At 34.8% G+C, this 24,590-nt stretch carries 22 protein-coding genes, 3 tRNA genes and 1 pseudogene; 17 read left to right on the top strand and 9 right to left on the bottom strand.

What is annotated here, in order from left to right; genetic code table 11:
- Nucleotide 1: 1 nt before the first annotated feature.
- Nucleotides 2–2,644 (bottom strand): YhgE/Pip domain-containing protein, encoded by a 2,643-nt coding sequence (locus HT734_RS00450; protein ID WP_173278082.1) that lies wholly within the window; start codon nt 2,642–2,644, stop codon nt 2–4.
- 127 nt (nt 2,645–2,771) lie between these two features.
- Here HT734_RS00450 and HT734_RS00455 point away from each other — a divergent pair, with 127 nt between their 5' ends.
- A complete protein-coding gene (locus HT734_RS00455) occupies nt 2,772–3,314 on the top strand; it encodes a TetR-like C-terminal domain-containing protein (protein WP_173278084.1) in 543 nt (180 codons plus the stop codon).
- Nucleotides 3,315–3,353: 39 nt separating this feature from the next.
- Here the strand turns inward: HT734_RS00455 and HT734_RS00460 are convergent.
- The 7 genes from HT734_RS00460 to rlmH all read right to left on the bottom strand — a co-directional run bounded on the left by HT734_RS00460 (nt 3,354) and on the right by rlmH (nt 6,527).
- Nucleotides 3,354–3,427, bottom strand: a tRNA-Asn gene (locus HT734_RS00460).
- 5 nt (nt 3,428–3,432) lie between these two features.
- Nucleotides 3,433–3,504: transfer RNA gene (locus HT734_RS00465), tRNA-Glu, on the bottom strand.
- Between the two features lie 51 nt (nt 3,505–3,555).
- Nucleotides 3,556–4,308: a competence system response regulator transcription factor ComE gene (gene comE, locus HT734_RS00470; protein ID WP_000866064.1), complete on the bottom strand. Its 753-nt coding sequence runs from the start codon at nt 4,306–4,308 to the stop codon at nt 3,556–3,558.
- On the bottom strand, nt 4,305–5,630 hold the full coding sequence (gene comD, locus HT734_RS00475) for a competence system sensor histidine kinase ComD (protein ID WP_173278086.1): 1,326 nt from the start codon (nt 5,628–5,630) through the stop codon (nt 4,305–4,307). Before comD ends, comE begins: the two co-directional genes overlap by 4 nt.
- A 12-nt stretch (nt 5,631–5,642) precedes the next feature.
- Nucleotides 5,643–5,765 carry a competence-stimulating peptide ComC gene (comC, locus tag HT734_RS00480; protein WP_033684573.1) on the bottom strand — a complete coding sequence of 41 codons (123 nt, stop codon included), beginning with the start codon at nt 5,763–5,765 and terminating at the stop codon, nt 5,643–5,645.
- A gap of 165 nt (nt 5,766–5,930) precedes the next feature.
- A tRNA-Arg gene (locus tag HT734_RS00485) sits at nt 5,931–6,004 on the bottom strand.
- Between the two features lie 43 nt (nt 6,005–6,047).
- Nucleotides 6,048–6,527, bottom strand: coding sequence for a 23S rRNA (pseudouridine(1915)-N(3))-methyltransferase RlmH (gene rlmH / locus HT734_RS00490; RefSeq protein ID WP_173278088.1), 480 nt, complete (start codon nt 6,525–6,527; stop codon nt 6,048–6,050).
- Nucleotides 6,528–6,709: 182 nt separating this feature from the next.
- Here rlmH and HT734_RS00495 point away from each other — a divergent pair, with 182 nt between their 5' ends.
- The 16 genes from HT734_RS00495 (at nt 6,710) to HT734_RS00565 (ending at nt 23,655) form a co-directional block, all read left to right on the top strand.
- Complete coding sequence (locus HT734_RS00495) at nt 6,710–7,891, top strand: S1C family serine protease (RefSeq protein ID WP_173278090.1); 1,182 nt, start codon at nt 6,710–6,712, stop codon at nt 7,889–7,891.
- Nucleotides 7,892–7,948: 57 nt separating this feature from the next.
- Nucleotides 7,949–8,707 carry a ParB/RepB/Spo0J family partition protein gene (locus HT734_RS00500; RefSeq protein ID WP_033679431.1) on the top strand — a complete coding sequence of 253 codons (759 nt, stop codon included), beginning with the start codon at nt 7,949–7,951 and terminating at the stop codon, nt 8,705–8,707.
- A 212-nt stretch (nt 8,708–8,919) separates the two neighbouring features.
- Nucleotides 8,920–10,281: a chromosomal replication initiator protein DnaA gene (dnaA, locus tag HT734_RS00505; RefSeq protein ID WP_061759647.1), complete on the top strand. Its 1,362-nt coding sequence runs from the start codon at nt 8,920–8,922 to the stop codon at nt 10,279–10,281.
- 158 nt (nt 10,282–10,439) lie between these two features.
- Nucleotides 10,440–11,576: a DNA polymerase III subunit beta gene (gene dnaN / locus HT734_RS00510; RefSeq protein ID WP_033679432.1), complete on the top strand. Its 1,137-nt coding sequence runs from the start codon at nt 10,440–10,442 to the stop codon at nt 11,574–11,576.
- A gap of 64 nt (nt 11,577–11,640) precedes the next feature.
- The gene (locus tag HT734_RS00515) at nt 11,641–11,835 is read left to right on the top strand and encodes a DUF951 family protein (RefSeq protein WP_000285185.1); all 195 of its coding nucleotides are present in this window, start codon (nt 11,641–11,643) and stop codon (nt 11,833–11,835) included.
- Between the two features lie 84 nt (nt 11,836–11,919).
- Nucleotides 11,920–13,035 carry a redox-regulated ATPase YchF gene (gene ychF / locus HT734_RS00520; protein ID WP_061759648.1) on the top strand — a complete coding sequence of 372 codons (1,116 nt, stop codon included), beginning with the start codon at nt 11,920–11,922 and terminating at the stop codon, nt 13,033–13,035.
- Between the two features lie 72 nt (nt 13,036–13,107).
- The gene (pth, locus tag HT734_RS00525; protein ID WP_061759649.1) at nt 13,108–13,677 is read left to right on the top strand and encodes an aminoacyl-tRNA hydrolase; all 570 of its coding nucleotides are present in this window, start codon (nt 13,108–13,110) and stop codon (nt 13,675–13,677) included.
- Nucleotides 13,678–17,187: a transcription-repair coupling factor gene (gene mfd, locus HT734_RS00530; protein WP_172931265.1), complete on the top strand. Its 3,510-nt coding sequence runs from the start codon at nt 13,678–13,680 to the stop codon at nt 17,185–17,187.
- Between the two features lie 57 nt (nt 17,188–17,244).
- On the top strand, nt 17,245–17,511 hold the full coding sequence (locus tag HT734_RS00535; protein WP_033679437.1) for an RNA-binding S4 domain-containing protein: 267 nt from the start codon (nt 17,245–17,247) through the stop codon (nt 17,509–17,511).
- Nucleotides 17,504–17,872, top strand: coding sequence for a septum formation initiator family protein (locus tag HT734_RS00540; RefSeq protein WP_172931264.1), 369 nt, complete (start codon nt 17,504–17,506; stop codon nt 17,870–17,872). Before HT734_RS00535 ends, HT734_RS00540 begins: the two co-directional genes overlap by 8 nt.
- A 4-nt stretch (nt 17,873–17,876) precedes the next feature.
- Nucleotides 17,877–17,999 (top strand): SP_0009 family protein, encoded by a 123-nt coding sequence (locus tag HT734_RS09565; protein ID WP_000429334.1) that lies wholly within the window; start codon nt 17,877–17,879, stop codon nt 17,997–17,999.
- Nucleotides 17,992–19,260, top strand: a complete 1,269-nt coding sequence (locus HT734_RS00545; protein WP_173278092.1) for a serine hydrolase — start codon at nt 17,992–17,994, stop codon at nt 19,258–19,260. Before HT734_RS09565 ends, HT734_RS00545 begins: the two co-directional genes overlap by 8 nt.
- Complete coding sequence (gene tilS, locus HT734_RS00550; protein ID WP_173278101.1) at nt 19,257–20,534, top strand: tRNA lysidine(34) synthetase TilS; 1,278 nt, start codon at nt 19,257–19,259, stop codon at nt 20,532–20,534. The genes HT734_RS00545 and tilS overlap by 4 nt, the downstream gene beginning before the upstream one ends.
- 4 nt (nt 20,535–20,538) lie before the next feature.
- Nucleotides 20,539–21,081, top strand: coding sequence for a hypoxanthine phosphoribosyltransferase (gene hpt, locus HT734_RS00555; RefSeq protein ID WP_173278103.1), 543 nt, complete (start codon nt 20,539–20,541; stop codon nt 21,079–21,081).
- A gap of 15 nt (nt 21,082–21,096) precedes the next feature.
- Complete coding sequence (gene ftsH / locus HT734_RS00560; RefSeq protein WP_173278105.1) at nt 21,097–23,055, top strand: ATP-dependent zinc metalloprotease FtsH; 1,959 nt, start codon at nt 21,097–21,099, stop codon at nt 23,053–23,055.
- 120 nt (nt 23,056–23,175) lie between these two features.
- Nucleotides 23,176–23,655, top strand: coding sequence for a sigma-70 family RNA polymerase sigma factor (locus tag HT734_RS00565; protein WP_061759653.1), 480 nt, complete (start codon nt 23,176–23,178; stop codon nt 23,653–23,655).
- 31 nt (nt 23,656–23,686) lie between these two features.
- Here HT734_RS00565 and HT734_RS00570 read toward each other — a convergent pair.
- Nucleotides 23,687–24,440, bottom strand: a pseudogene (locus tag HT734_RS00570) (helix-turn-helix domain-containing protein).
- Nucleotides 24,441–24,590: the final 150 nt, after the last annotated feature.

The raw sequence follows: 24,590 nt of genomic DNA on the forward strand, positions 1-24,590 counted from the left end.
TTTAATCTTCTTTCATTTTCTTAGGTTGATAGGCTAGCATACCTAAACAAATAAATAGTACTAATATAACGGCAAGGAAAATGACTTGATGATGAATATTTCCTGTCATAGAGATTGTTTGTCGTAATCCCGAAACTGAATAACTCATTGGTAACCAAGGATTAATGGATCTAAAGAAATCATTTGTCAAAGCAAGTGGGTAAGTACCTGCACTTGATGCTAACTGTAATAAAAGCAAAATAAGAGAAAAGAAAGCTCCTATACGGCTATTCCATGTTGTTAAAGCGGTCACCATGGACATGAATACTAAACTTGTTAGGATAATGAGAATAAATGTTCTCATTTCATGATTAGCCGTTAGACCAATAAGATGAACTCCTCCATATACCAAAATTCCTGCTAAAACAGCTATAATACCATTTATTTCTGCTCGAGATTTCAACCAAGCCCAACGACTCTCTGGATGACGTCCTGAAGGCAGCTTCGCAAAGATCATATTCGTTGATATTGCTGCAACAAAGAGAGCAACTGATATCATATAAGGAGCCATTGCAATTCCATTTACAGGAACTTGGTCATTGTCAGTTTTGGAGAGACTGAGAGGATTTGACAAAATCTCTGCATTTTTAGATTCTGTCGATGCTGACTTGAGTTGATCACTAGCATTACCTAATCCTTGTCTTAAAGAAACAACTCCTGTCTGTAAACCTTCCAATCCAGAAGTTAACTTTGTTCCACCTTCTGCTAGTTTCCCAGTTCCATCTGCCAATTTATTAGCTCCACTTTCTAATTGAGAAGCACCTGAAATTAACTGACTGGATTTGTCTGCTAATTGATCAGATCCTGATTGTAATTTATCAACTCCTGCCATTAATTCTTGACTCTTTTGATTCAATTGGTTAGAGCCAGTTGATAATTTTTCAATACCAGACACTAATTCTGGAGTTTTTTCAACTAATTGACTAACTCCTGCTGTCAAGTTAGAAGATTTTTGTGTCAAGGTAGTTGAGCCTGAAACTAGTTGATCCAAACTACCTGTCAAGGTGGAATTCTTTTCACTTAGTTGACTTGCGCCTTGAGAAACTTTATCAACACCTGCAGTATATGCATTTACACCCGATGTAATCGACTGACTGGCAGGAACTAATTTGCTAGTAACAGCTCCTTGTATCTCTGTTAATCCACTTGACAATCCTGTCAAAGAAGTAGAAGCAAGCGGTAATACTTGATTAGCTTGATTTTTTAATGTCGAAAGATTTGAAGATTGATTTTGTAAGTTTTCCAAACTTCCCTGTAAACCTTGTACTAAAGCTATAATTGACTGAGCTGATTGAATACTATCAGTCGAATTTTGAGATACAGAAGCACTTATTTCAGCTTGTTGCTCACTTGTCAATGATTGATAAGCTGCTGTCGATTGAATATTGGCTAATGTAGTTGCTTTTTCAGACCGAGCACTTGCTAACATTTGATTAGAAAGAGATACTATACTTGATAAAACAGCATCTAATTGTTTTGTATCTTCAACATCAATATTTTGAATGGATTGATTTAACTGATTCAGACCAGAAGATAATTGATTAATTTGATCTTTTTTCCCAGACGAAGCATCTAACTTGCTAGAAAGTTGTTGAATCCCTTCACTTAATTGCCCCACCCCCATTCGAAGTGTAGCTGATTGATTAGATAACTGATTAGCACCTATTGCAAGATTTCCCACTCCGTTTGTATAAGCACCAATACCAGATGAAAATTGATTAAGACCAGCATTAAGCTGAGAAACACCGCCAGTATAGGATTCTACACCAGTATATAGTTGATTGATTCTTCCTACTAATTCAGGACTTTTAGAAGATAATTGACCTAATCCGCTATCTAATTGACTCACTGCACCAGTATATGTAACTAAACCACTATTAAAATTCCCTAAGCCAAGATGAAGTTGTTCAACACCAGATACATAAGAGGATAATCCTTTAGTAAACTGTTCCGTTCCATTTGAAAATGTTAAACTTGAATCTGCTAAAGAGTGTAGGTTGGTAGTTAATGTTTGACTTCCTGCCACTAACTGATTCGCTCCATCAGTTAATTTTTCACTACCAGAAGCTGCTTGACTCATACCATCCTTTAAATCGATCATTTTGTTAAATAAAGCTTTGGTATAGGTCTCGGTTACATTGGTAGAAACACTCTGCTTTAATTGTGTCATTGCAGAATCACTCATCTTGCTTGCAATAAAGCTATGACCACTTGAAGTCTGATAATCGATTTGCATTTGCTCTGGATGATCCGTTAAAATAGAAGATGCTTTTTCAGATAAATCACTTGGTAAAGTTACTACCATATAGTAATCGCCATCTTCCAATCCCTTCTTTCCTTCCTCCTCATCTACAAAATGAAAATCTAAGGTTTTATTTTCTTTTAAATTGGACACCATGTGTTTTCCTATTGCCATAGTATTATCATTATAGGAAGCCTCTTTATCATTATTGACAACTGCCACAGGTAAGTCAGACAATTGACCATATGGATCCCACATTGATGATAAAAATATGATATTGTACAGAGCGGGAATAAGAGAAATCCCTATCATGACAATAATAAAGGTTGGTTTTTTAAAAATTGCTTTCCATTCTTTAAACATAGTTCCTCCTTTTTTAAACATATTGTCTAAAATTTTGATATAATAGATTATACATTAAAAAATCTAAATTACAAGATAAAAAATCCATTTTTAGACATATAGTCTAATTTGTTTACAAGGAGGAAGTATGCAAGAAAGTAATAAACGATTAAAAACAAAGCGAACTATTGAAAATGCTATGGTACAATTACTAATGGAACAGCCATTTGATCAAATTTCTACTGTCAATTTAGCAGAAAAAGCCGGAATTAGTCGTTCCAGCTTCTATACTCACTATAAGGATAAGTATGATATGATTGAGCACTATCAAAGCAAACTATTTCATACATTTGAATATATTTTTCAAAAACATGCTCATCAAAAAAGAGCTGCTATTCTAGAAGTATTTGAATATCTAGAGTCAGAACCACTTCTAGCTGCCCTTCTTTCTGAAAATGGGACTAAAGAAATCCAAAATTTCTTACGAAATAAACTTCATATCATGCTAAGTACAGATTTACAAAAGCGATTTATGCAACTGAATCTCAATACCACTGAATTAGAATATAGTAGCATCTATCTAACTCATGCACTTTTTGGTGTCTGCCAAACTTGGATTGCACATGGAAAAAAAGAAAGTCCTCAAGAAATAACAGACTTCCTTATGAAGATGCTTGGTGATACAAATTGATACAAAAAGGGAACACAGTTGTGTTCCCTTTTATCTATACTCCGCCAGTAGGACTCGAACCTACGACATCATGATTAACAGTCATGCGCTACTACCAACTGAGCTATGGCGGATAAAATAGTCCGTACGGGATTCGAACCCGTGTTACCGCCGTGAAAAGGCGGTGTCTTAACCCCTTGACCAACGGACCTTCTATCTGTAGCAGATATAACCATTATATCAATTTCTTACTAATTGTCAATCACTTTTTAGATTTTTTCTCTAGAATATCTTTTAATTTTCTAATTTTTAACCTTGAAATAGGACAGCGATGGTCTTCATAGAAAACAATTTCCAGGTTTTTTCGATCAATTTCTCTAATATTGCCTATATTTACCAAAAATGACTTATGAGGAGAATAAAATCGTTGGGTATGTTTATCCTTTTCCTGAATATCTGTCATGGTACCGTAAAATTCTTTGGCAAAATTCTTACCAATAATGCGCAATTTATGAGAGACCCCTGTCGTTTCAATATACAGAATATCATGGTAAGGAATTTTTAAATCATTTCCCTTGTAATTGTAGTCAAAATAATCTACAACATCTTCATTTTCAAGTAACATACTCTTTGTGTAGAAGATATTTTGCTCAATTCGCTTCTTAAACATCTCATCGTTGATATCCTTATCAACAAAATCTAGGGCTGATACCTGGTATTTATAGGTCAGAGTCGCAAACTCTGATCGACTGGTGATAAAGACGATAATAGCGTAAGGATTGTAATGACGAATGAGTTGAGCAACCTCAAATCCTTTTTTCTCAATTCCATGAATATCAATATCTAGGAAATAAAGCTGATTTACTTCATCATTTTCAATGTATTCTTCAAATTCACGGACTTTTCCCGTTGTCTTGTATGATATTGGAATATTCGATTCTTTCGAAATTTCATCCAATATTCTCTCTAGTCTCACTTGATGTTCAATAACATCCTCTAAAATTAAAACTTTCATTCAAATTCCCTCTTAAATCTAATAATTTGTCTAAATGTACTGCCTTCCATCTCTGTTTCTAAAATAATATTGTTGTACTTATCTAGTAGTTCTTTCACATTATTTAGGCCGACTCCGCGGTTTCTTCCCTTAGTAGAGAATCCTAATGCAAATAGATCTCCTGAAGGAGTCATCGTCATTTTACATGAATTCTGAATCACAATAACTGTTTCAGTTTCCATCTTAATAACTGCTACTTCCATTTGTTTTTTATAGCTATCAGCTGATCCTTCAACAGCATTGTTCAATAAGACGCTCATGATACGAACTAAATCCAATAGTTCAATTTGGAGCGTGGTAATCGTATCTTTTACTTCCAGTGTAAACTCTACACCATTATTTCGAGCATAGACAATGGACTGAGCAACCAAACTTCGTAAAGCTGAATCTTCTATGTTGTTCAAATCAAAATAAGTGTATTTATCTGAACGCAGTTTGTAATTAGCTTTGACCAAAACTTCATTGTAAACTCTGTCAATTTCCTGTAAATCACCACTGTCAATTGCTATCTGCATGCTGACAAGCATTCCAGCATAGTCATGTCGAAAACCACGGATTTCATTATACAGTCCGACAATTTCATCTGTGTAGTTTTGTAAATGTTTCTGTTCAAATTTCTTCTGCTTCAAAGCAATCTCTTTCTCCATTTGAACTTTATGAGAATTCATTGCAAAGAAGGTCAAAAGTAACGAGATAAAAACAATAGATGATAAAATACTTCCAAAACTATTCAAATGTTTAATCGTACTTACCATATCTGAAACGAAAGATACAATATGGAGCAGTAGTAAGGCAAAAAATACTTTTTTCAAGAAAGGATAGAGATAGTCCTTATCAAAATAGTTTAGTTCTAAATGGAAATAACGAATGATTGTTACGATAACGACATAAGTCAACACCGTTACAACTAAAAAGAATAGGTCATAATATTGTAAAACAAAATTGTCTCCTGTTATAGAGGAAAAAATTACAGACAGAAAGGTATGAGTGCTCTCATATAAAAGAGATAGTAGTAAACTTAGGAATAGTCCTCTATCCCTCTCATACTGTTTAATCCATTTAAAATAGGAATATAGCATCAAAGGAAATAAAAATGTTACAATCCCTAATTCATCTAAATGTAGAAGATAAAAGGGAAGGCTAAGTACTATTTCTACTAGTAATGTATAAGCACCAAAAACGTATAGTTCCTTTGTTTTTATTTTACCTTTGCAAATTAAACTGTAACTATGACTAATAATAAAAAAATATAATATAAAATCTACTACTAAGAAAAAATTCATTCTGACACTCCCTTATCTTCTTTTAAGAAAATTAATGAACATTTTATCTATTCTCCTCATCTCCCCACCTTGAATTTTTTGCAAGTCTTTTTCCTTCAAGGCTACAAACTGTTCCAATTTAACTGTGTTTTTCATAATAAAATCTCCTAAAATGTTTTTTTCTTGTAAGCTAACTTACAAAAACCATTATACAAAATGGAATTTCGTTTTAGATAAAATTCTCTCAACTGTCATTTTTTTCTCCCCAAGTGTACTTTTTTAAGAAAAAAGCCGGGAAAATTCCCAGCTTTACTACTATATTGATCCCAGCAGGATTCGAACCTGCGACCGTTCGCTTAGAAGGCGAATGCTCTATCCAGCTGAGCTATGAGACCTAACACAATCATTCTACCAAAAATTCAATTAAAAGTCAATTTTCTATTTATGATAGGGCGAGCCCTGCTGAATCGTAAAAGCGCGATAGATTTGTTCAACAAGGACTAGTCTCATTAACTGATGGGGTAAAGTTAGACGGCCAAAACTGACAGAAAGATTAGCTCTCTTTTTTACATCCTGTGCTAATCCTAAACTCCCCCCAATAATAAAGGTAAGAGTAGAAAATCCTTTTATAGAAGCTTCTTCTAACTGTTTACTAAATTCTTCCGAGGAGAAAGTTTTCCCTTCTATAGCCAAGACAATAACGAAATCACGGTCACCAACTTTTGATAAAATTCTCTGACCTTCTATTTCTAAAATCTTTTGATTTTCTGACTCACTGGCCTTATCTGGTGTTTTTTCATCTGCTAGCTCAATCATTTCAAGTTTAGCAAATCGAGAAATTCGTTTTAAATACTCCGCGATACCATCTTTTAAATACTTTTCTTTCAGTTTCCCAACTGTTACAACTTTAATTTTCATGACTCTATTCTAACATATTCTCTATTTTTTCACATCTTATTCACAAAATAAAAGGTTAATTTTAGCCGAGAAAACCACAGATTTTAGAAAGTTATCCACAATCTGTGAAAAACTTTTGTGTTTAAGTTATAATTAAGCTAGTCAGTTTATACTTTCAGTAATTTAAAAATATGGAGGCAAATATGAAACATTTAAAAACATTTTACAAAAAAGGGTTTCAATTATTAGTCGTTATCGTCATTAGCTTTTTTAGTGGAGCCTTGGGTAGTTTTTCAATAGCTCAACTAACTCAAAAAAGTGGTGTAAGTAACTCTAACAACAATAGTACTATTACACAAACTGCCTATAAGAACGAAAATTCAACAACACAGGCTGTTAATAAAGTAAAAGATGCTGTTGTTTCTGTTATTACTTATTCAGCCAACAGACAAAATAGCGTATTTGGCAATGATGAGACTGATACAGATTCTCAGCAAATCTCTAGTGAAGGATCTGGAGTTATTTATAAAAAGAATGATAAAGAAGCTTACATCGTCACCAACAATCACGTTATAAATGGTGCCAGCAAAGTAGATATTCGTTTGTCAGATGGAACTAAAGTACCTGGAGAAATCGTCGGAGCTGACACTTTCTCTGATATTGCTGTCGTCAAAATCTCTTCAGAAAAAGTGACAACAGTAGCTGAGTTTGGTGATTCTAGCAAGTTAACCGTAGGAGAAACTGCTATTGCCATTGGTAGCCCGTTAGGTTCTGAATATGCAAATACTGTCACTCAAGGTATCGTATCTAGTCTTAATCGAAATGTATCTTTAAAATCTGAAGATGGACAAGCTATTTCTACAAAAGCTATCCAAACTGATACTGCTATTAACCCAGGTAACTCTGGTGGCCCATTAGTCAATATTCAAGGGCAGGTTATCGGAATTACCTCAAGTAAAATTGCCACAAATGGAGGAACATCTGTAGAAGGTCTTGGTTTCGCAATTCCTACAAATGATGCTATCAATATCATTGAACAATTAGAAAAGAACGGAAAAGTGACTCGTCCAGCTTTGGGCATTCAAATGGTCAATCTCTCAAATATTAATACAAGTGATATTAGAAGACTGAATATTCCAAGCAATGTAACATCTGGTGTAGTTGTTCGTTCTGTACAAAGTAATATGCCCGCCAATGGTCACCTTGTAAAATACGATGTTATTACAAAAGTAGATGACAAAGAGATTGCTTCATCAACAGACTTACAAAGTGCTCTTTACAATCATTCTATTGGAGACACCATTAAAATAACTTATTATCGTAACGGTAAAGAAGAAACTACATCTATTAAACTTGACAAGAGTTCAGGTGATTTAGAATCTTAATTGACATCTATGTAAAGAAAGCTTTACATAAAAGAAAAGATGTGTTAGTGTAGAATCATGGAAAAATTTGAAATAATTTCTATCACGGATATACAAAAAAATCCCTATCAACCTCGAAAAGAATTTGATAGAGAAAAACTAGATGAACTAGCACAGTCTATTAAAGAAAATGGGGTCATTCAACCGATTATTGTTCGTCAATCTCCTGTAATTGGTTATGAAATCCTTGCAGGAGAGAGACGCTATAGAGCTTCACTTTTAGCTGGTCTAACGTCTATCCCCGCTGTTGTTAAACAGCTTTCAGACCAAGAAATGATAGTCCAGTCCATCATTGAAAATTTGCAAAGAGAAAATTTAAATCCAATAGAAGAAGCACGCGCCTATGAATCTCTCGTAGAGAAAGGATTTACCCATGCTGAAATTGCAGATAAAATGGGAAAGTCTCGTCCTTATATCAGCAACTCTATTCGCTTGCTTTCCTTGCCAGAACAGATCCTCTCAGAAGTAGAAAATGGCAAACTATCACAAGCACATGCACGTTCGCTAGTTGGGTTGAATAAGGAACAACAAGACTATTTCTTTCAACGAATCATAGAGGAAGACATTTCTGTAAGAAAGTTAGAAACTCTTCTGACAGAGAAAAAACAAAAGAAACAGCAAAAAAATGATTATTTCATACAAAATGAAGAGGAACAGTTAAAAAAACTAATCGGATTAGATATTGAAATCAAACTGTCTAAAAAAGATAGTGGAAAAATCATTATTGCTTTCTCAAATCAAGAAGAATACAGTAGAATTATCAACAGCCTGAAATAAGGCTGTTCTTTTATTTTTTTATTCCACAAGATTATCCACTATTTTTTACAATAAAAAGCTTAATAAATCAAAAGTTTTTACCTTTATCCCCAACCTGTGGATAAAGATTGGTAACATTGTGGATTATTTTTCACAGCTTGTGGAAAATTCTTTCTATATGTGGTAAAATAAATCTAGCATTAAACTTTTAAATAGTAAAGGAGGAGAAAGGATTGAAAGAAAAACAATTTTGGAATCGTATATTAGAATTTGCTCAAGAAAGACTGACTCGATCCATGTATGATTTCTATGCTATTCAAGCTGAACTCATCAAGGTAGAGGAAAATGTTGCTACTATATTTTTACCACGATCTGAAATGGAAATGGTCTGGGAAAAACAACTAAAAGATATTATTGTCGTTGCTGGATTTGAAATTTATGATGCTGAGATTACTCCCCACTATATTTTCACCAAACCTCAAGATACGACTATCTCACAAGTTGAAAAAGCTACAAATTCAACTCTTTATGACTATAGTCCAAAGTTAGCATCTATTCCTTATTCAGATACTGGATTAAAAGAAAAGTATACCTTTGATAATTTTATTCAAGGGGATGGAAATGTTTGGGCAGTATCAGCCGCTTTGGCTGTCTCTGAAGATTTGGCCTTGACCTATAATCCTCTTTTTATCTATGGAGGACCTGGGCTTGGTAAGACTCACCTGTTAAACGCTATTGGAAATGAAATTCTAAAAAATATTCCAAATGCGCGTGTTAAATATATCCCTGCTGAAAGCTTTATTAATGACTTTCTTGATCACCTAAGACTTGGGGAGATGGAAAAGTTTAAAAAGACCTATCGTAGCCTTGATCTTTTATTGATTGATGATATACAATCTCTAAGTGGTAAAAAAGTTGCAACACAAGAAGAATTTTTCAATACCTTTAATGCACTGCACGACAAGCAAAAACAGATTGTCCTAACGAGTGATCGAAGTCCAAAACATCTAGAAGGGCTCGAGGAAAGGCTTGTCACGCGCTTTAGTTGGGGATTAACACAAACTATCACACCCCCTGACTTTGAAACACGTATTGCCATTTTACAAAGTAAAACGGAACATTTAGGCTACAATTTCCAAAGTGATACTCTAGAATACCTAGCTGGGCAATTTGATTCAAATGTTCGAGATCTTGAGGGAGCCATCAACGACATCACTTTAATTGCCAGAGTAAAGAAAATCAAGGATATCACTATTGATATTGCTGCAGAAGCTATTAGAGCTCGTAAACAAGATGTTAGCCAAATCCTCGTCATCCCAATTGACAAAATCCAAAATGAAGTTGGTAACTTCTATGGAGTTAGTGTCAAAGAAATGAAGGGAAGCAGACGCCTTCAAAATATTGTTTTAGCCCGTCAAGTAGCCATGTATTTATCTAGAGAACTAACAGATAATAGTCTTCCAAAAATTGGGAAAGAATTTGGTGGAAAAGATCATACAACAGTCATTCACGCCCATGCAAAAATTAAATCTTTGATTGATGAAGACGATAATTTACGTTTAGAAATTGAATCCATCAAAAAGAAAATAAAATAACTTGTGGATAACTTTCGCTTTTTTATCTTTTTTATCCACAGTTTTTAAACAAGCCCAAAAACTTGGTATGCCTTACTTTTAGTTTGTTTTCCACAGATTTCACAGACTCTATTATTACTATTATCCTTCTAATACTAAAAATAAATAAAGGAGAATCCATGATTCATTTTTCAATTAATAAAAATTTATTTCTACAAGCCTTAAATACTACTAAGAGAGCTATTAGTTCTAAAAATGCTATTCCTATTTTATCAACAGTAAAAATTGACGTGACCAATGAAGGTGTTACTTTAATTGGTTCAAATGGTCAAATTTCAATTGAAAATTTTATTTCTCAAAAAAATGAAAATGCTGGTTTGTTAATTACTTCTTTAGGTTCGATCCTTCTTGAAGCTTCTTTCTTTATCAATGTGGTATCTAGTCTACCTGATGTGACTCTTGATTTTAAAGAAATTGAACAAAATCAAATTGTTTTAACCAGCGGCAAATCAGAAATTACCCTAAAAGGAAAAGATAGCGAACAATATCCACGAATCCAAGAAATTTCAGCAAGCACTCCTTTAATTCTTGAAACAAAATTACTCAAGAAAATTATCAATGAAACAGCTTTTGCTGCAAGTACACAAGAAAGTCGTCCAATTCTAACAGGTGTTCATTTTGTATTGAGTCAACACAAGGAGCTAAAAACAGTGGCAACAGACTCTCATCGCCTAAGCCAGAAAAAATTAACGCTTGAGAAAAATAGTGATGATTTTGATGTTGTCATTCCTAGCCGTTCTCTACGCGAATTTTCAGCGGTATTTACAGATGATATCGAAACTGTGGAGATTTTCTTTGCCAATAATCAAATCCTCTTTAGAAGCGAAAATATTAGCTTCTACACTCGTCTCCTAGAAGGAAACTATCCTGATACAGATCGTTTGATTCCAACAGACTTTAACACTACTATTACTTTTGATGTTGTAAACTTACGCCAGTCAATGGAGCGTGCTCGTCTTTTATCAAGTGCGACTCAAAATGGTACTGTTAAACTTGAAATTAAAGATGGGATTGTTAGCGCCCATGTTCACTCTCCAGAAGTTGGTAAAGTAAACGAAGAAATTGATACTGATCAGGTGACTGGTGAAGATTTGACCATTAGTTTCAATCCAACTTATTTGATTGATTCTCTTAAAGCTTTAAATAGCGAAAAGGTGACCATTAGCTTTATCTCAGCTGTTCGTCCATTTACTCTTGTGCCAGCAGATACTGAAGAGGACTTTATGCAACTTATCACCCCAGTTCGTACAAATTAAGTTAAAGAGGTTGAGCCTAGCTCGCCTCTTTTATGATATAATCAAAAAAGAAAAGGAGAGTAGTATGTATCAAGTTGGAAATTTTGTTGAGATGAAAAAGCCACATGCTTGTACAATCAAGTCAACTGGTAAAAAAGCCAATCGTTGGGAAATTACACGTGTAGGGGCAGATATCAAAATTAAATGTAGCAATTGTGACCATGTTATCATGATGGGGCGCTATGATTTTGATCGAAAAATGAATAAAATTATTGACTGAGACCCCTTAGTTAGAGGGTTAGCAAGTTTTCCCTTTTTGTGTTATAATATTAGGGATTGAAATGAAAACGGAGAATGAGAAAATATGGCTTTAACAGCAGGTATCGTTGGTTTGCCAAATGTTGGTAAATCAACACTATTTAATGCAATTACAAAAGCAGGAGCAGAGGCAGCAAACTACCCATTTGCGACGATTGATCCAAACGTTGGAATGGTTGAGGTTCCTGATGAACGCCTCCAAAAATTGACGGAAATGATTACTCCTAAAAAGACAGTTCCAACAACATTTGAATTTACAGATATCGCAGGAATTGTAAAAGGAGCTTCAAAAGGAGAAGGGCTAGGGAATAAATTCTTGGCCAACATCCGTGAAGTAGATGCGATTGTTCACGTAGTTCGTGCTTTTGATGATGAAAATGTCATGCGTGAGCAAGGGCGTGAAGATGCCTTTGTGGATCCACTTGCAGATATTGACACAATTAACCTAGAATTGATTCTTGCTGACTTAGAATCAGTCAATAAACGTTATGCGCGTGTAGAAAAGATGGCCCGTACACAAAAAGATAAAGAATCTGTAGCAGAATTCAATGTTCTTCAAAAGATTAAACCAGTCCTTGAAGATGGAAAATCAGCTCGCACCATCGAGTTTACAGATGAAGAACAAAAAGTTGTCAAAGGTCTCTTCCTGTTGACAACTAAACCAGTGCTCTATGTTGCCAATGTGGACGAGGACGTGGTTGGAGACTCAGAATCTATCGATTATGTAAAGCAAATTCGTGAATTTGCAGCAACAGAAAATGCAGAGGTAGTGGTGATTTCTGCGCGTGCTGAGGAAGAAATTTCTGAGTTAGACGATGAAGATAAAAAAGAGTTCCTTGAAGCCATTGGTTTGACAGAATCAGGTGTAGATAAGTTGACGCGTGCAGCTTACCATTTACTTGGACTTGGAACTTACTTCACAGCTGGTGAAAAAGAGGTTCGTGCTTGGACCTTTAAACGTGGCATGAAAGCTCCTCAAGCTGCTGGTATCATCCATTCAGATTTTGAAAAAGGATTTATTCGTGCAGTTACCATGTCTTATGACGATTTGGTGAAATATGGATCTGAAAAGGCTGTAAAAGAAGCTGGACGCTTGCGTGAAGAAGGAAAAGAATATATCGTTCAAGATGGCGATATTATGGAATTCCGCTTTAATGTCTAAAAAAATTAATGAATAGTGTCAATTAGGTTGGAAAAAAATTCCAACCCTTTTGGCTTTTGAAAGGAAAAATAAATGACCAAATTACTTGTAGGATTAGGAAATCCAGGGGATAAATATTTTGAAACAAAACACAATGTTGGATTTATGTTGATTGACCAACTAGCGAAGAAACAGAATGTCACTTTTACACATGATAAGATATTTCAAGCTGACCTAGCTTCATTTTTCCTTAATGGTGAAAAAATCTATTTGGTGAAACCCACTACTTTTATGAATGAAAGTGGAAAAGCGGTTCATGCTTTATTGACTTATTATGGTTTGGATATTGAAGATTTACTCATCATTTACGATGATCTTGACATGGAAGTTGGAAAGATTCGTTTAAGAGCAAAGGGATCCGCAGGTGGTCATAATGGTATCAAGTCTATTATTCAACATATCGGAACTCAGACCTTTAATCGTGTTAAGATTGGAATTGGAAGACCTAAAAATGGTATGTCAGTTGTTCACCATGTTTTGAGTACCTTTGACAAGGATGATTATATTGGTATTTTACAGTCTATTGACAAGGTTGACGATGCTGTAAATTATTATTTACAAGAGAAAAACTTTGAAAAAATGATGCAGAGGTGTAACGGATAAATGGTGACCTTATTAGATTTATTCTCAGAAAATGATCAGGTCAAAAAATGGCATCAAAGTTTAACAGATAAGAAAAGACAACTAATACTTGGTTTATCAACGTCTACTAAGGCTCTTGCAATTGCAAGTAGCTTGGAAAAAGAAGGTAAGGTTGTATTATTGACGTCAACTTATGGAGAAGCAGAAGGACTGGTTAGTGATCTTATCTCTATCTTGGGTGAGGAACTTGTTTATCCATTTTTGGTAGATGACTCCCCTATGGTCGAGTTTTTGATGTCTTCACAAGAAAAAATCATTTCACGGGTTGAAGCCTTGCGTTTTTTGACTGATTCATCTAAGAAAGGGATTTTGGTTTGTAATATTGCAGCAAGTCGATTGATTTTACCGTCTCCAAATGTGTTCAAAGATAGTATTGTAAAAATATCAGTTGGTGAAGAATGTGACCAACACGCGCTTATCCATCAGTTAAAGGAAATTGGCTATCGAAAAGTTACACAAGTACAAACTCAAGGTGAATTTAGTCTGCGAGGAGATATTTTAGATATTTTTGAAATATCCCAGTTAGAACCTTGCCGAATTGAGTTTTTTGGTGATGAAATTGATGGTATTAGATCATTTGAAGTAGAAACACAATTATCGAAAGAAAATCAGACAGAACTCACCATCTTTCCAGCTAGTGATATGCTTTTGAGAGAAAAGGATTATCAACGAGGTCAGTCAGCTTTAGAAAAACAAATTTCGAAGACCTTATCACCTATTTTAAAATCATACTTAGAAGAAATTCTTTCAAGTTTTCACCAAAAACAAGTACATTCAGATTCACGGAAATTTTTATCTTTATGCTATGATAAGACATGGACTGTATTTGACTATATTGAAAAAGATACTCCAATATTCTTTGATGATTACCAAAAATTAATGAATCAGTATGAAGTCTTTGAAAGAGAATTAGCGCAATACTTTACAGAAGAATTACAGAACAGTAAAGCATTTTCTGAGATGCAGTATTTTGCTGATATAGAGCAAATCTATAAAAAACAGAGTCCGCTTACCTTTTTCTCTAATCTGCAAAAGGGGTTAGGAAATCTCAAGTTTGATCAAATTTATCAATTTAATCAATATCCTATGCAGGAGTTTTTCAATCAATTTTCTTTTCTAAAAGAAGAAATTGAACGATACAAAAAAATGGATTACACTATCATCCTTCAGTCTAGCAATTCAATGGGAAGTAAAACATTGGAGGATATGTTAGAGGAATATCAGATTAAATTGGATTCCAGAAATAAGTCAAGCATTTGTAAAGGATCTGTAAACTTAATCGAGGGTAATCTCAGACATGGTTTTCATTTTGTAGATGAAAAGGTTTTGTTGATAACTGAACATGAGATTTTTCAAAAGAAATTGAAACGTCGTTTTCGAAGACAACATGTTTCAAACGCAGAGCGATTAAAAGATTATAATGAACTTGAAAAAGGGGACTACGTTGTTCACCACATTCATGGAATTGGTCAATACCTAGGAATTGAAACCATTGAAATCAAAGGGATTCACCGTGATTATGTTAGTGTTCAATACCAAAACGGGGATCAAATCTCTATCCCAGTGGAACAGATTCATCTACTTTCCAAATACGTTTCAAGTGACGGTAAAGCACCTAAACTCAATAAATTAAATGATGGTCATTTCAAAAAAGCAAAGCAAAAAGTTAAGAACCAGGTAGAGGATATAGCTGACGATTTAATTAAACTTTATTCTGAACGTAGTCAGTTGAAAGGTTATGCTTTTTCAGCTGATGATGAAGATCAACATGCTTTTGATGATGCCTTCCCTTATGTTGAAACGGATGATCAACTTCGTAGTGTTGAGGAAATCAAGAGAGATATGCAGGCTTCTCAGCCAATGGATCGACTTTTAGTTGGGGATGTTGGTTTTGGAAAGACTGAAGTTGCTATGCGTGCAGCCTTTAAGGCAGTCAATGATCGCAAACAAGTTGTCGTCCTAGTTCCGACGACGGTTTTAGCGCAACAGCACTATACGAATTTTAAGGAACGATTCCAAAATTTTGCAGTTAATATTGATGTGTTGAGTCGCTTTAGAAGTAAAAAAGAGCAGACTGAAACACTTGAAAAATTGAAAAACGGTCAAGTTGATATTTTGATTGGAACACATCGTGTTTTGTCAAAAGATGTTGTGTTTTCAGATTTGGGCTTGATGATTATTGATGAGGAACAGCGATTTGGTGTCAAGCATAAGGAAACCTTGAAAGAACTAAAAAAACAAGTAGATGTCCTGACCTTAACAGCAACGCCAATTCCTCGTACCCTTCATATGTCTATGCTGGGAATCAGAGATTTGTCTGTTATTGAAACTCCGCCGACTAATCGCTATCCTGTTCAGACCTATGTTTTGGAAAAGAATGATAGTGTCATTCGTGATGCGGTCTTGCGTGAAATGGAGCGTGGAGGTCAAGTTTACTATATTTACAACAAAGTTGACACGATTGACCAAAAGGTTTCAGAATTACAGGATTTAATTCCAGAAGCTTCGATTGGTTATGTTCATGGGCAAATGAGTGAGATTCAGTTAGAAAATACTCTACTGGATTTCATTGAAGGTCAGTATGATATTTTGGTGACGACTACCATTATTGAGACAGGAGTGGACATTCCAAATGCCAATACCTTGTTTATTGAAAATGCAGACCATATGGGCTTGTCAACCTTGTATCAGTTAAGAGGAAGAGTTGGTCGTAGTAATCGTATTGCTTATGCTTATCTCATGTATCGTCCAGAAAAATCAATCAGTGAAGTCTCTGAGAAGAGATTAGAAGCGATCAAAGGATTTACAGAATTGGGCTCCGGATTTAAGATTGCGATGCGAGATCTTTCGATTCGTGGAGCAGGAAATCTTTTAGGAAAATCACAGTCTGGTTTCATTGATTCTGTTGGTTTTGAATTGTATTCGCAGTTACTAGAGGAAGCTATTGCTAAACGAAACGGTAATGCTAACACCAACACAAGAATCAAAGGGAATGCTGAGTTGATTTTGCAAATTGATGCCTATCTTCCTGATACTTATATTTCTGATCAACGACATAAGATTGAAATTTACAAGAAAATTCGTCAAATTGACAACCGTGTCAATTATGAAGAGTTACAAGAGGAGTTGATAGACCGTTTTGGAGAGTACCCAGATGTAGTTGCTTATCTTTTAGAGATTGGTTTGGTCAAATCATACTTGGACAAGATCTTTATTCAACGTGTGGAAAGAAAAGATAATAAAATTACAATTCAATTTGAAAAAGTCACTCAGCGATTGTTTTTGGCTCAAGATTATTTTAAAGCTTTATCCGCAACGAACTTAAAAGTAGCTATCACTGAGAATAAGGGATTAATGGAGCTTGTATTTGATGTCCAAAATAAGAAAGATTATGAAATTTTAGAAGGTCTGCTGATTTTTGGAGAAAGTTTATTAGAGATAAAAGAGTCTAAGGAAGAAAATTCCATTTGATATTTTCCTTCTATAAAATAGATAAAAATGGTACAATAATAAGTTGAGGTAATAAGGATGAGATTAGACAAATATTTAAAAGTATCGCGAATTATCAAGCGTCGTACAGTCGCAAAGGAAGTAGCAGATAAAGGTAGAATCAAGGTGAATGGAATCTTGGCCAAAAGTTCAACGGACTTGAAAATTAATGACCAAGTTGAAATTCGTTTTGGAAATAAATTGTTACTTGTAAAAGTACTAGAGATGAAAGATAGTACAAAAAAAGAAGATGCAGCAGGCATGTATGAAATTATCAGTGAAACAAGGGTAGAAGAAAATGTCTAAGAATATTGTACAATTAAACAATTCTTTTATCCAAAATGAATACCAACGTCGTCGCTACCTGATGAAAGAACGACAAAAACGGAATCGTTTTATGGGGTGGGTTCTTATTTTGATGATTTTATTGTTCATTTTACCAACTTATAATCTTGCTCAAAGTTATCAGCAATTACTCCAAAGACGTCAACAGTTATCAGACTTGCAAACTCAGTATCAAACCTTGAGTGAGGAAAAGGAGAAAGAGACAGCTTTTGCCACAAAGTTGAAAGATGAAGAGTACGCTGCTAAATACATGCGTGCAAAATATTATTATTCTAAGAATCGGGAAGCTGTTTATACGATTCCTGACTTGCTCCCAAGGTGATAAAATGGAAAATTTATTAGATGTAATAGAGCAATTTTTGAGTTTATCAGATGAAAAGCTGGAAGAGTTGGCTGATAAAAATCAATTATTGCGTTTACAAGAAGAAAAGGAAAGGAAGAATGCGTAAATTCTTAATTATTTTGTTGCTACCGAGTTTTTTGACTATTTCAAAAGCTGTTAGCACAGAAAAAGAAGTAGTCTATACTTCAAAAGAAATTTATTACCTTTCACAATCTGACTTTGGTATTTATTTTAGAGAAAAGCTAAGTTCTCCCATGGTTTATGGAGAAGTTCCTGTCTATGCGAATGAAGATTTAGTGGTAGAATCTGGAAAATTGACTCCCAAAACAAGTTTCCAAATAACCGAGTGGCGTTTAAATAAACAAGGAATTCCGGTGTTTAAGCTATCAAATCATCAATTTATCGCTGCAGACAAACGATTTTTATATGATCAGTCAGAGGTAACTCCAACAATAAAAAAAGTATGGTTAGAATCTGATTTTAAACTGTACAATAGTCCTTATGATTTAAAAGAAGTAAAATCATCCTTATCAGCTTATTCTCAGGTATCAATCGATAAGACCATGTTTGTAGAGGGAAGAGAATTTCTACATATTGATCAGGCTGGATGGGTAGCTAAAGAATCAACTTCTGAAGAAGATAATCGGATGAGTAAAGTTCAAGAAATGTTATCAGAAAAATATCAGAAGGATTCATTCTCCATTTATGTTAAGCAACTGACTACTGGAAAAGAAGCTGGTATCAATCAATATGAAAAGATGTATGCAGCTAGTGTTTTAAAACTACCTTATCTCTATTATGCGCAAGAAAAAATAAATGAGGGTCTTTATCAGTTAGATACGACTGTAAAATACGTATCTGTAGTCAATGATTTTCCAGGTTCCTATAAACCAGAGGGAAGTGGTAGTCTTCCTAAAAAAGAGGATAATAAAGAATATTCTCTAAAGGATTTAATTACGAAAGTATCAAAAGAATCGGACAATGTAGCTCATAACATATTGGGATATTACATTTCAAACGAATCTGATGCCACATTCAAATCCAAGATGTCTGCTATTATGGGAGATGATTGGGATTCAAAAGAAAAATTGATTTCTTCTAAAATGGCTGGGAAAGTCATGGAAGCTATTTATAATCAAAATGGATTTGTATTGGAGTCTTTGACTAAAACAAATTTTGATAATGAGCGAATTACCAAAGGTGTTTCTGTGAAGGTAGCTCATAAAATTGGAGATGCGGACGAATTTAAGCATGATACGGGTGTTGTCTACGCAGATTCTCCATTTATTCTTTCTATTTTCACTAAAAATTCTGATTATGATACAATTTCTCAGATAGCCAAAGATGTTTATGAGGTTCTGAAATGAGGGAACAGGATTTTTTAAATCATTTTCTCAAGAGAGGATATTTTAAAAAGCATACTAAGGTGGTGGTAGCTCTTTCTGGTGGATTAGATTCTATGTTTCTATTTAAGGTATTATCTACCTATAAAAAAGAGTTAGCAATTGAATTGATCCTAGCTCATGTAAATCATAAGCAGAGAGTAGAATCAGATTGGGAAGAACAGGAATTAAGGAAGTTAGCTGCTGAAGCAGAATTTCCTATTTATATCAGCAATTTTTCAGGAGAATTTTCAGAAGCGCGGGCTCGACATTTTCGTTATGATTTTTTTAAAGAGGTCATGATAAAGACTGGTGCGACAGCCTTGGTAACTGCCCACCATGCTGATGACCAGGTGGAAACGATCTTGATGCGTTTGATTCGAGGCACTCGTTTGCGCTATCTATCAGGAATTAAGGAGAAGCAAGTAGTCGGAGAGATAGAAATCATTCGGCCCTTCTTGCATTTTCAAAAAAAAGACTTCCCATCAATTTTTCATTTTGAAGATATATCAAATAAAGAAAATCATTATTTTCGAAATCGTATTCGAAACTCTTATTTACCAGAATTAGAAAAAGAAAATCCTCGATTTAGGGATGCAATCTTAAGCATCGGTAATGAAATTTTAGATTATGACTTGGCAATAGCTGAACTATCAAAGAATATTGATGTAGAAAATTTAGAGCAGCTATTGTCTTACTCTGAGTCGACACAAAGAGTTTTACTTCAAACTTATCTAAATCGTTTTCCAGATTTGAATCTTACAAAAGCTCAGTTTGAAGAAGTTCGGCAAATTTTAAAAACTAAAAGCCAGTATAGTCATCCGATTAAAAATGGTTATGAATTAGTAAAAGAGTATCAACAGTTTCGGATTTGTAAAATCAGTCCACAGTCTGATGAAAAAGAAGATGAACTTGTGCTACACTATCAAAATCAGGTATCTTACCAAGGATATTTATTTTCCTTTGGACTTCCTTTAGAAGGTGAATTAATTCAGCAGGTATCTGTTTCACGCGAAACATCGATACATATTCGTCATCGAAAAACAGGAGATGTTTTGATTCAAAATGGGCATAGAAAAAAACTCAGACGTCTATTTATTGATTTGAAAATCCCTATGGAAAAACGAAAATCTGCTCTAATTATTGAGCAATTTGGTGAAATTGTCTCAATTTTGGGAATTGCGACCAGTAATTTGAGTAAAAACACGAAAAATGATATAATGAACACTGTACTTTATATAGAAAAAATAGATAGGTAAAAAAATGTTAGAAAACGATATTAAAAAAATCCTCGTTTCACACGATGAAATTACAGAAGCTGCTAAAAAATTAGGTGCTCAATTAACCAAAGACTATGCAGGAAAAAATCCAATCTTAGTTGGGATTTTAAAAGGATCTATTCCTTTTATGGCTGAATTGATTAAACATATCGACACACATATTGAAATGGACTTCATGATGGTTTCTAGCTATCATGGTGGAACAGCAAGTAGCGGTGTGATCAATATTAAACAAGATGTGACTCAAGATATCAAAGGAAGACATGTTCTATTTGTAGAAGATATCATTGATACAGGTCAAACTTTGAAAAATTTACGAGATATGTTTATTGAAAGAGAAGCTGCTTCTGTTAAAATTGCAACCTTGTTGGATAAACCAGAGGGACGTGTTGTAGAAATTGAAGCTGACTATACCTGCTTTACTATTCCAAATGAGTTTGTAGTAGGTTATGGTTTAGATTACAAAGAAAATTATCGTAACCTTCCTTATGTTGGAGTATTGAGAGAAGAAGTATATTCAAATTAGAAAGAACAATTTTTAATGAAAAAACAAAATAATGGTTTAATTAAAAATCCTTTTCTATGGTTATTACTTATTTTTTTCCTAGTTACAAGTTACCAGTATTTTAGTACAGGTAGTGTTGCAGGGAAAAGTGAGCAAATTAATTATACAGAATTGGTAAAAGAAATTACCGATGACAATGTAAAAGAATTGACTTACCAACCAAATGGCAGTGTTATCGAAGTTTCAGGTGTTTATAAAAATCCTAAAACAAGTAAAGAAGCAACAGGGATTCAGTTCTTTTCTCCTTCTGCTACAACAGTAGAGAAATTTTCAAGTATTATTCTTCCTTCAGACACTACAGTATCAGAATTGCAAAAGCTTGCTTCTGACCATAAAGCGGAAGTAACTATTAAGCATGAAAGTTCGAGTGGTATGTGGATTAATATTCTTGTATCCATTGTGCCATTCGGTATTCTTTTCTTCTTCCTATTCTCTATGATGGGAAATATGGGAGGAAATAATGGCCGTAACCCAATGAGTTTTGGACGTAGTAAGGCTAAAGCCGCAAATAAAGAAGATATTAAAGTAAGATTTTCAGATGTTGCTGGAGCTGAGGAAGAAAAACAAGAACTAGTTGAAGTTGTTGAATTCTTAAAAGATCCAAAACGATTTACAAAACTTGGAGCCCGTATTCCAGCAGGTGTTCTTTTGGAGGGACCTCCGGGAACAGGTAAGACTTTGCTTGCTAAAGCAGTTGCCGGAGAAGCAGGTGTTCCATTCTTTAGTATCTCAGGTTCTGATTTTGTAGAAATGTTTGTCGGAGTTGGAGCTAGTCGTGTTCGTTCTCTTTTTGAAGATGCAAAAAAAGCAGCACCAGCCATTATCTTTATCGATGAAATTGATGCTGTTGGACGTCAACGTGGAGTTGGTCTTGGCGGAGGGAATGATGAACGTGAACAAACCTTGAACCAACTCTTGATTGAGATGGATGGTTTTGAGGGAAATGAAGGGATTATCGTCATCGCTGCGACAAACCGTTCAGATGTACTTGACCCTGCCCTTCTGCGTCCAGGACGTTTTGATAGAAAAGTCTTGGTTGGCCGTCCTGATGTTAAGGGTCGAGAAGCAATCTTGAAAGTTCATGCTAAGAACAAGCCTTTAGCAGAAGATGTTGATTTGAAATTAGTGGCTCAACAAACTCCAGGTTTTGTTGGTGCTGATTTAGAGAATGTCTTGAATGAAGCGGCTTTAGTCGCTGCTCGTCGCAATAAATCAATCATTGATGCCTCAGATATTGATGAAGCAGAAGATAGAGTTATTGCTGGTCCTTCTAAGAAAGATAAGACAGTTTCACAAAAAGAACGTGAGTTGGTTGCTTATCATGAAGCAGGACATACCATTGTTGGTTTAGTCTTGTCGAATGCCCGTGTTGTTCATAAGGTTACAATTGTACCACGTGGCCGTGCAGGTGGATACATGATTGCACTTCCTAAAGAGGATCAAATGCTTCTATCTAAAGAAGATATGAAAGAGCAATTGGCTGGCTTAATGGGTGGACGTGTAGCTGAAGAAATTATCTTTAATGTCCAAACTACAGGAGCCTCAAATGACTTTGAACAGGCGACACAAATGGCGCGTGCAATGGTTACAGAATACGGTATGAGTGAAAAGCTTGGCCCAGTACAATATGAAGGAAACCATGCTATGTTTGGTGCACAGAGTCCTCAAAAATCAATTTCAGAACAAACAGCTTATGAAATTGACGAAGAGGTTCGTTCATTATTGAATGAAGCACGAAATAAAGCTGCTGAAATTATTCAGTCAAATCGTGAAACTCACAAGTTGATTGCAGAAGCATTATTGAAATACGAAACATTGGATAGTACACAAATTAAATCTCTTTACGAAACAGGAAAGATGCCTGAAACAGTAGAAGAGGAATCTCATGCATTATCTTATGATGAAGTGAAGTCAAAAATGAATGACGAAAAATAACCCCGAGAGAGGCCCGTCCTCTCTTTTTTGTGCATTTGAGACGGTGAAGAGAACAGAATGGAGAAAATGTCACAAACGATGTTTCGAATCTGTTAGACTGTATCTAGAAAGGGGAACGTTATGCTTAAAGAATTGTATGAAGAAGTCCAAGGAATTGTGTACAAGTGTAGAAATGAATATTACTTGCATTTATGGGAGTTATCGGATTGGGACCAAGAGGGAATGATTTGCTTACATGAGTTGATTAGTAAAGAAGAAGGACTGATAGAAGATATTCCACGCTTACGTAAATATTTCAAAACTAAATTCCGAAATCGGATTTTAGACTATATCCGTAAGCAAGAAAGTCAGAAACGTAGATATGATAAAGAACCCTATGAAGAAGTAGGTGAGATTAGTCATCGTATAAGTGAGGGAGGTCTGTGGCTAGATGATTATTATCTCTTTCATGAAACATTACGGAGGTATAGAAAGGAACAAAGTAAAGAAAAACAAGAAGAGTTAGAACGTGTTTTAAGAAATGAACGTTTTCGAGGACGTCAAAGAGTATTGAGGGATTTACGTATTGTGTTTCAAGAGTTTGACATCCGTACACATTAGGAAGTCATGCAAAAAAAGCTAAATTCGCAAACTAAGTTCCACTGCTAGTAGAAGTGGAAGTTAGTGTGAGACGTTTGAATGGGGTTTTATGTTGGAGTAATTTAGAAGACTGACAGATGTATTCTGCAGGTGTTTTAGAAATACCAAGAAGCTTAGGAATCTCTTCTCCGTAAGTAAAGGTAAAAAGTTCATAGTCTGACTTCCCATTCAAAGCAGCACATTTAACGCTGTTTACATATGAACAGACGAGATTGATATCCTTCTGAGTTAAGTTGTCAAAGGAAGTTCCCTTAGGTAGAATGTCGCGAATCAGCGTGTGATTTTTCTCAATTCTGCCTTTCTGATCAGAACCATTAGGGTCATAAAAGAAAAGTTTACTCTCTCCTCGAATATCCATTTCGATATCATCAACCCTGACAAACTCTCCACCATTATCTGTCAGAATGACAGGAAAGAGTTGGAAGAAATCTTTGTTCGCTTGGTGAAGAGTGTTCTCGATATCATAGAGGTGTTTGGTAACCTCAAGATCCAAATAATTTAGGAAATTCTCAAAGGAACGCCCTTTTTTGTCTTCTTTAGGGATGGAAGGTAGCTTTGTTGAGTAGAGGGCAAGGAAGGTTATCACAAGTCGACTTTCGGATTTGTCTATTTCTCTTGACTTCTTTAGAAACAGTAGTCGGGTCTTTTAGAATGGATTGTCCAATAGCTTTGAAGGTTTCACCACGCTCTAAGCCTAATTGGATATCATTACGGTCTGAAAGGGTAAGATGTTTCTGTTTTATCATAGTGGACCTCATTTCTAACTCAAACGTCTCATGCTTAATTCCACCATAAAAATCCGTTTTAGACTAATTTCCACTTCGGCTAGGCCAGTGGAAGTTACTTTGAGAAGTTAAGCAAATTAAAAAAGTTGAAAAAAAGTTTAAAAAAGTAGT

Origin of the sequence: Streptococcus sp. k-90, from assembly GCF_013277565.1 — a bacterium.
Lineage (GTDB): Bacteria > Bacillota > Bacilli > Lactobacillales > Streptococcaceae > Streptococcus.

Coding starts and splice junctions, on each gene's coding strand:
- dnaN (WP_033679432.1), top strand. CDS start 10,440: ATGATTCATTTTTCAATTAATAAAAATTTATTTCTACAAGCCTTAAAT.
- HT734_RS00495 (WP_173278090.1), top strand. CDS start 6,710: ATGAAACATTTAAAAACATTTTACAAAAAAGGGTTTCAATTATTAGTC.
- HT734_RS00450 (WP_173278082.1), bottom strand. CDS start 2,644: ATGTTTAAAGAATGGAAAGCAATTTTTAAAAAACCAACCTTTATTATT.
- HT734_RS00455 (WP_173278084.1), top strand. CDS start 2,772: ATGCAAGAAAGTAATAAACGATTAAAAACAAAGCGAACTATTGAAAAT.
- mfd (WP_172931265.1), top strand. CDS start 13,678: ATGGTGACCTTATTAGATTTATTCTCAGAAAATGATCAGGTCAAAAAA.
- HT734_RS00565 (WP_061759653.1), top strand. CDS start 23,176: ATGCTTAAAGAATTGTATGAAGAAGTCCAAGGAATTGTGTACAAGTGT.
- HT734_RS00535 (WP_033679437.1), top strand. CDS start 17,245: ATGAGATTAGACAAATATTTAAAAGTATCGCGAATTATCAAGCGTCGT.
- HT734_RS00540 (WP_172931264.1), top strand. CDS start 17,504: ATGTCTAAGAATATTGTACAATTAAACAATTCTTTTATCCAAAATGAA.
- rlmH (WP_173278088.1), bottom strand. CDS start 6,527: ATGAAAATTAAAGTTGTAACAGTTGGGAAACTGAAAGAAAAGTATTTA.
- comC (WP_033684573.1), bottom strand. CDS start 5,765: ATGAAAAACACAGTTAAATTGGAACAGTTTGTAGCCTTGAAGGAAAAA.
- pth (WP_061759649.1), top strand. CDS start 13,108: ATGACCAAATTACTTGTAGGATTAGGAAATCCAGGGGATAAATATTTT.
- tilS (WP_173278101.1), top strand. CDS start 19,257: ATGAGGGAACAGGATTTTTTAAATCATTTTCTCAAGAGAGGATATTTT.
- hpt (WP_173278103.1), top strand. CDS start 20,539: ATGTTAGAAAACGATATTAAAAAAATCCTCGTTTCACACGATGAAATT.
- comD (WP_173278086.1), bottom strand. CDS start 5,630: ATGAATTTTTTCTTAGTAGTAGATTTTATATTATATTTTTTTATTATT.
- ychF (WP_061759648.1), top strand. CDS start 11,920: ATGGCTTTAACAGCAGGTATCGTTGGTTTGCCAAATGTTGGTAAATCA.
- ftsH (WP_173278105.1), top strand. CDS start 21,097: ATGAAAAAACAAAATAATGGTTTAATTAAAAATCCTTTTCTATGGTTA.
- HT734_RS00545 (WP_173278092.1), top strand. CDS start 17,992: ATGCGTAAATTCTTAATTATTTTGTTGCTACCGAGTTTTTTGACTATT.
- HT734_RS00515 (WP_000285185.1), top strand. CDS start 11,641: ATGTATCAAGTTGGAAATTTTGTTGAGATGAAAAAGCCACATGCTTGT.
- HT734_RS09565 (WP_000429334.1), top strand. CDS start 17,877: ATGGAAAATTTATTAGATGTAATAGAGCAATTTTTGAGTTTATCAGAT.
- comE (WP_000866064.1), bottom strand. CDS start 4,308: ATGAAAGTTTTAATTTTAGAGGATGTTATTGAACATCAAGTGAGACTA.
- HT734_RS00500 (WP_033679431.1), top strand. CDS start 7,949: ATGGAAAAATTTGAAATAATTTCTATCACGGATATACAAAAAAATCCC.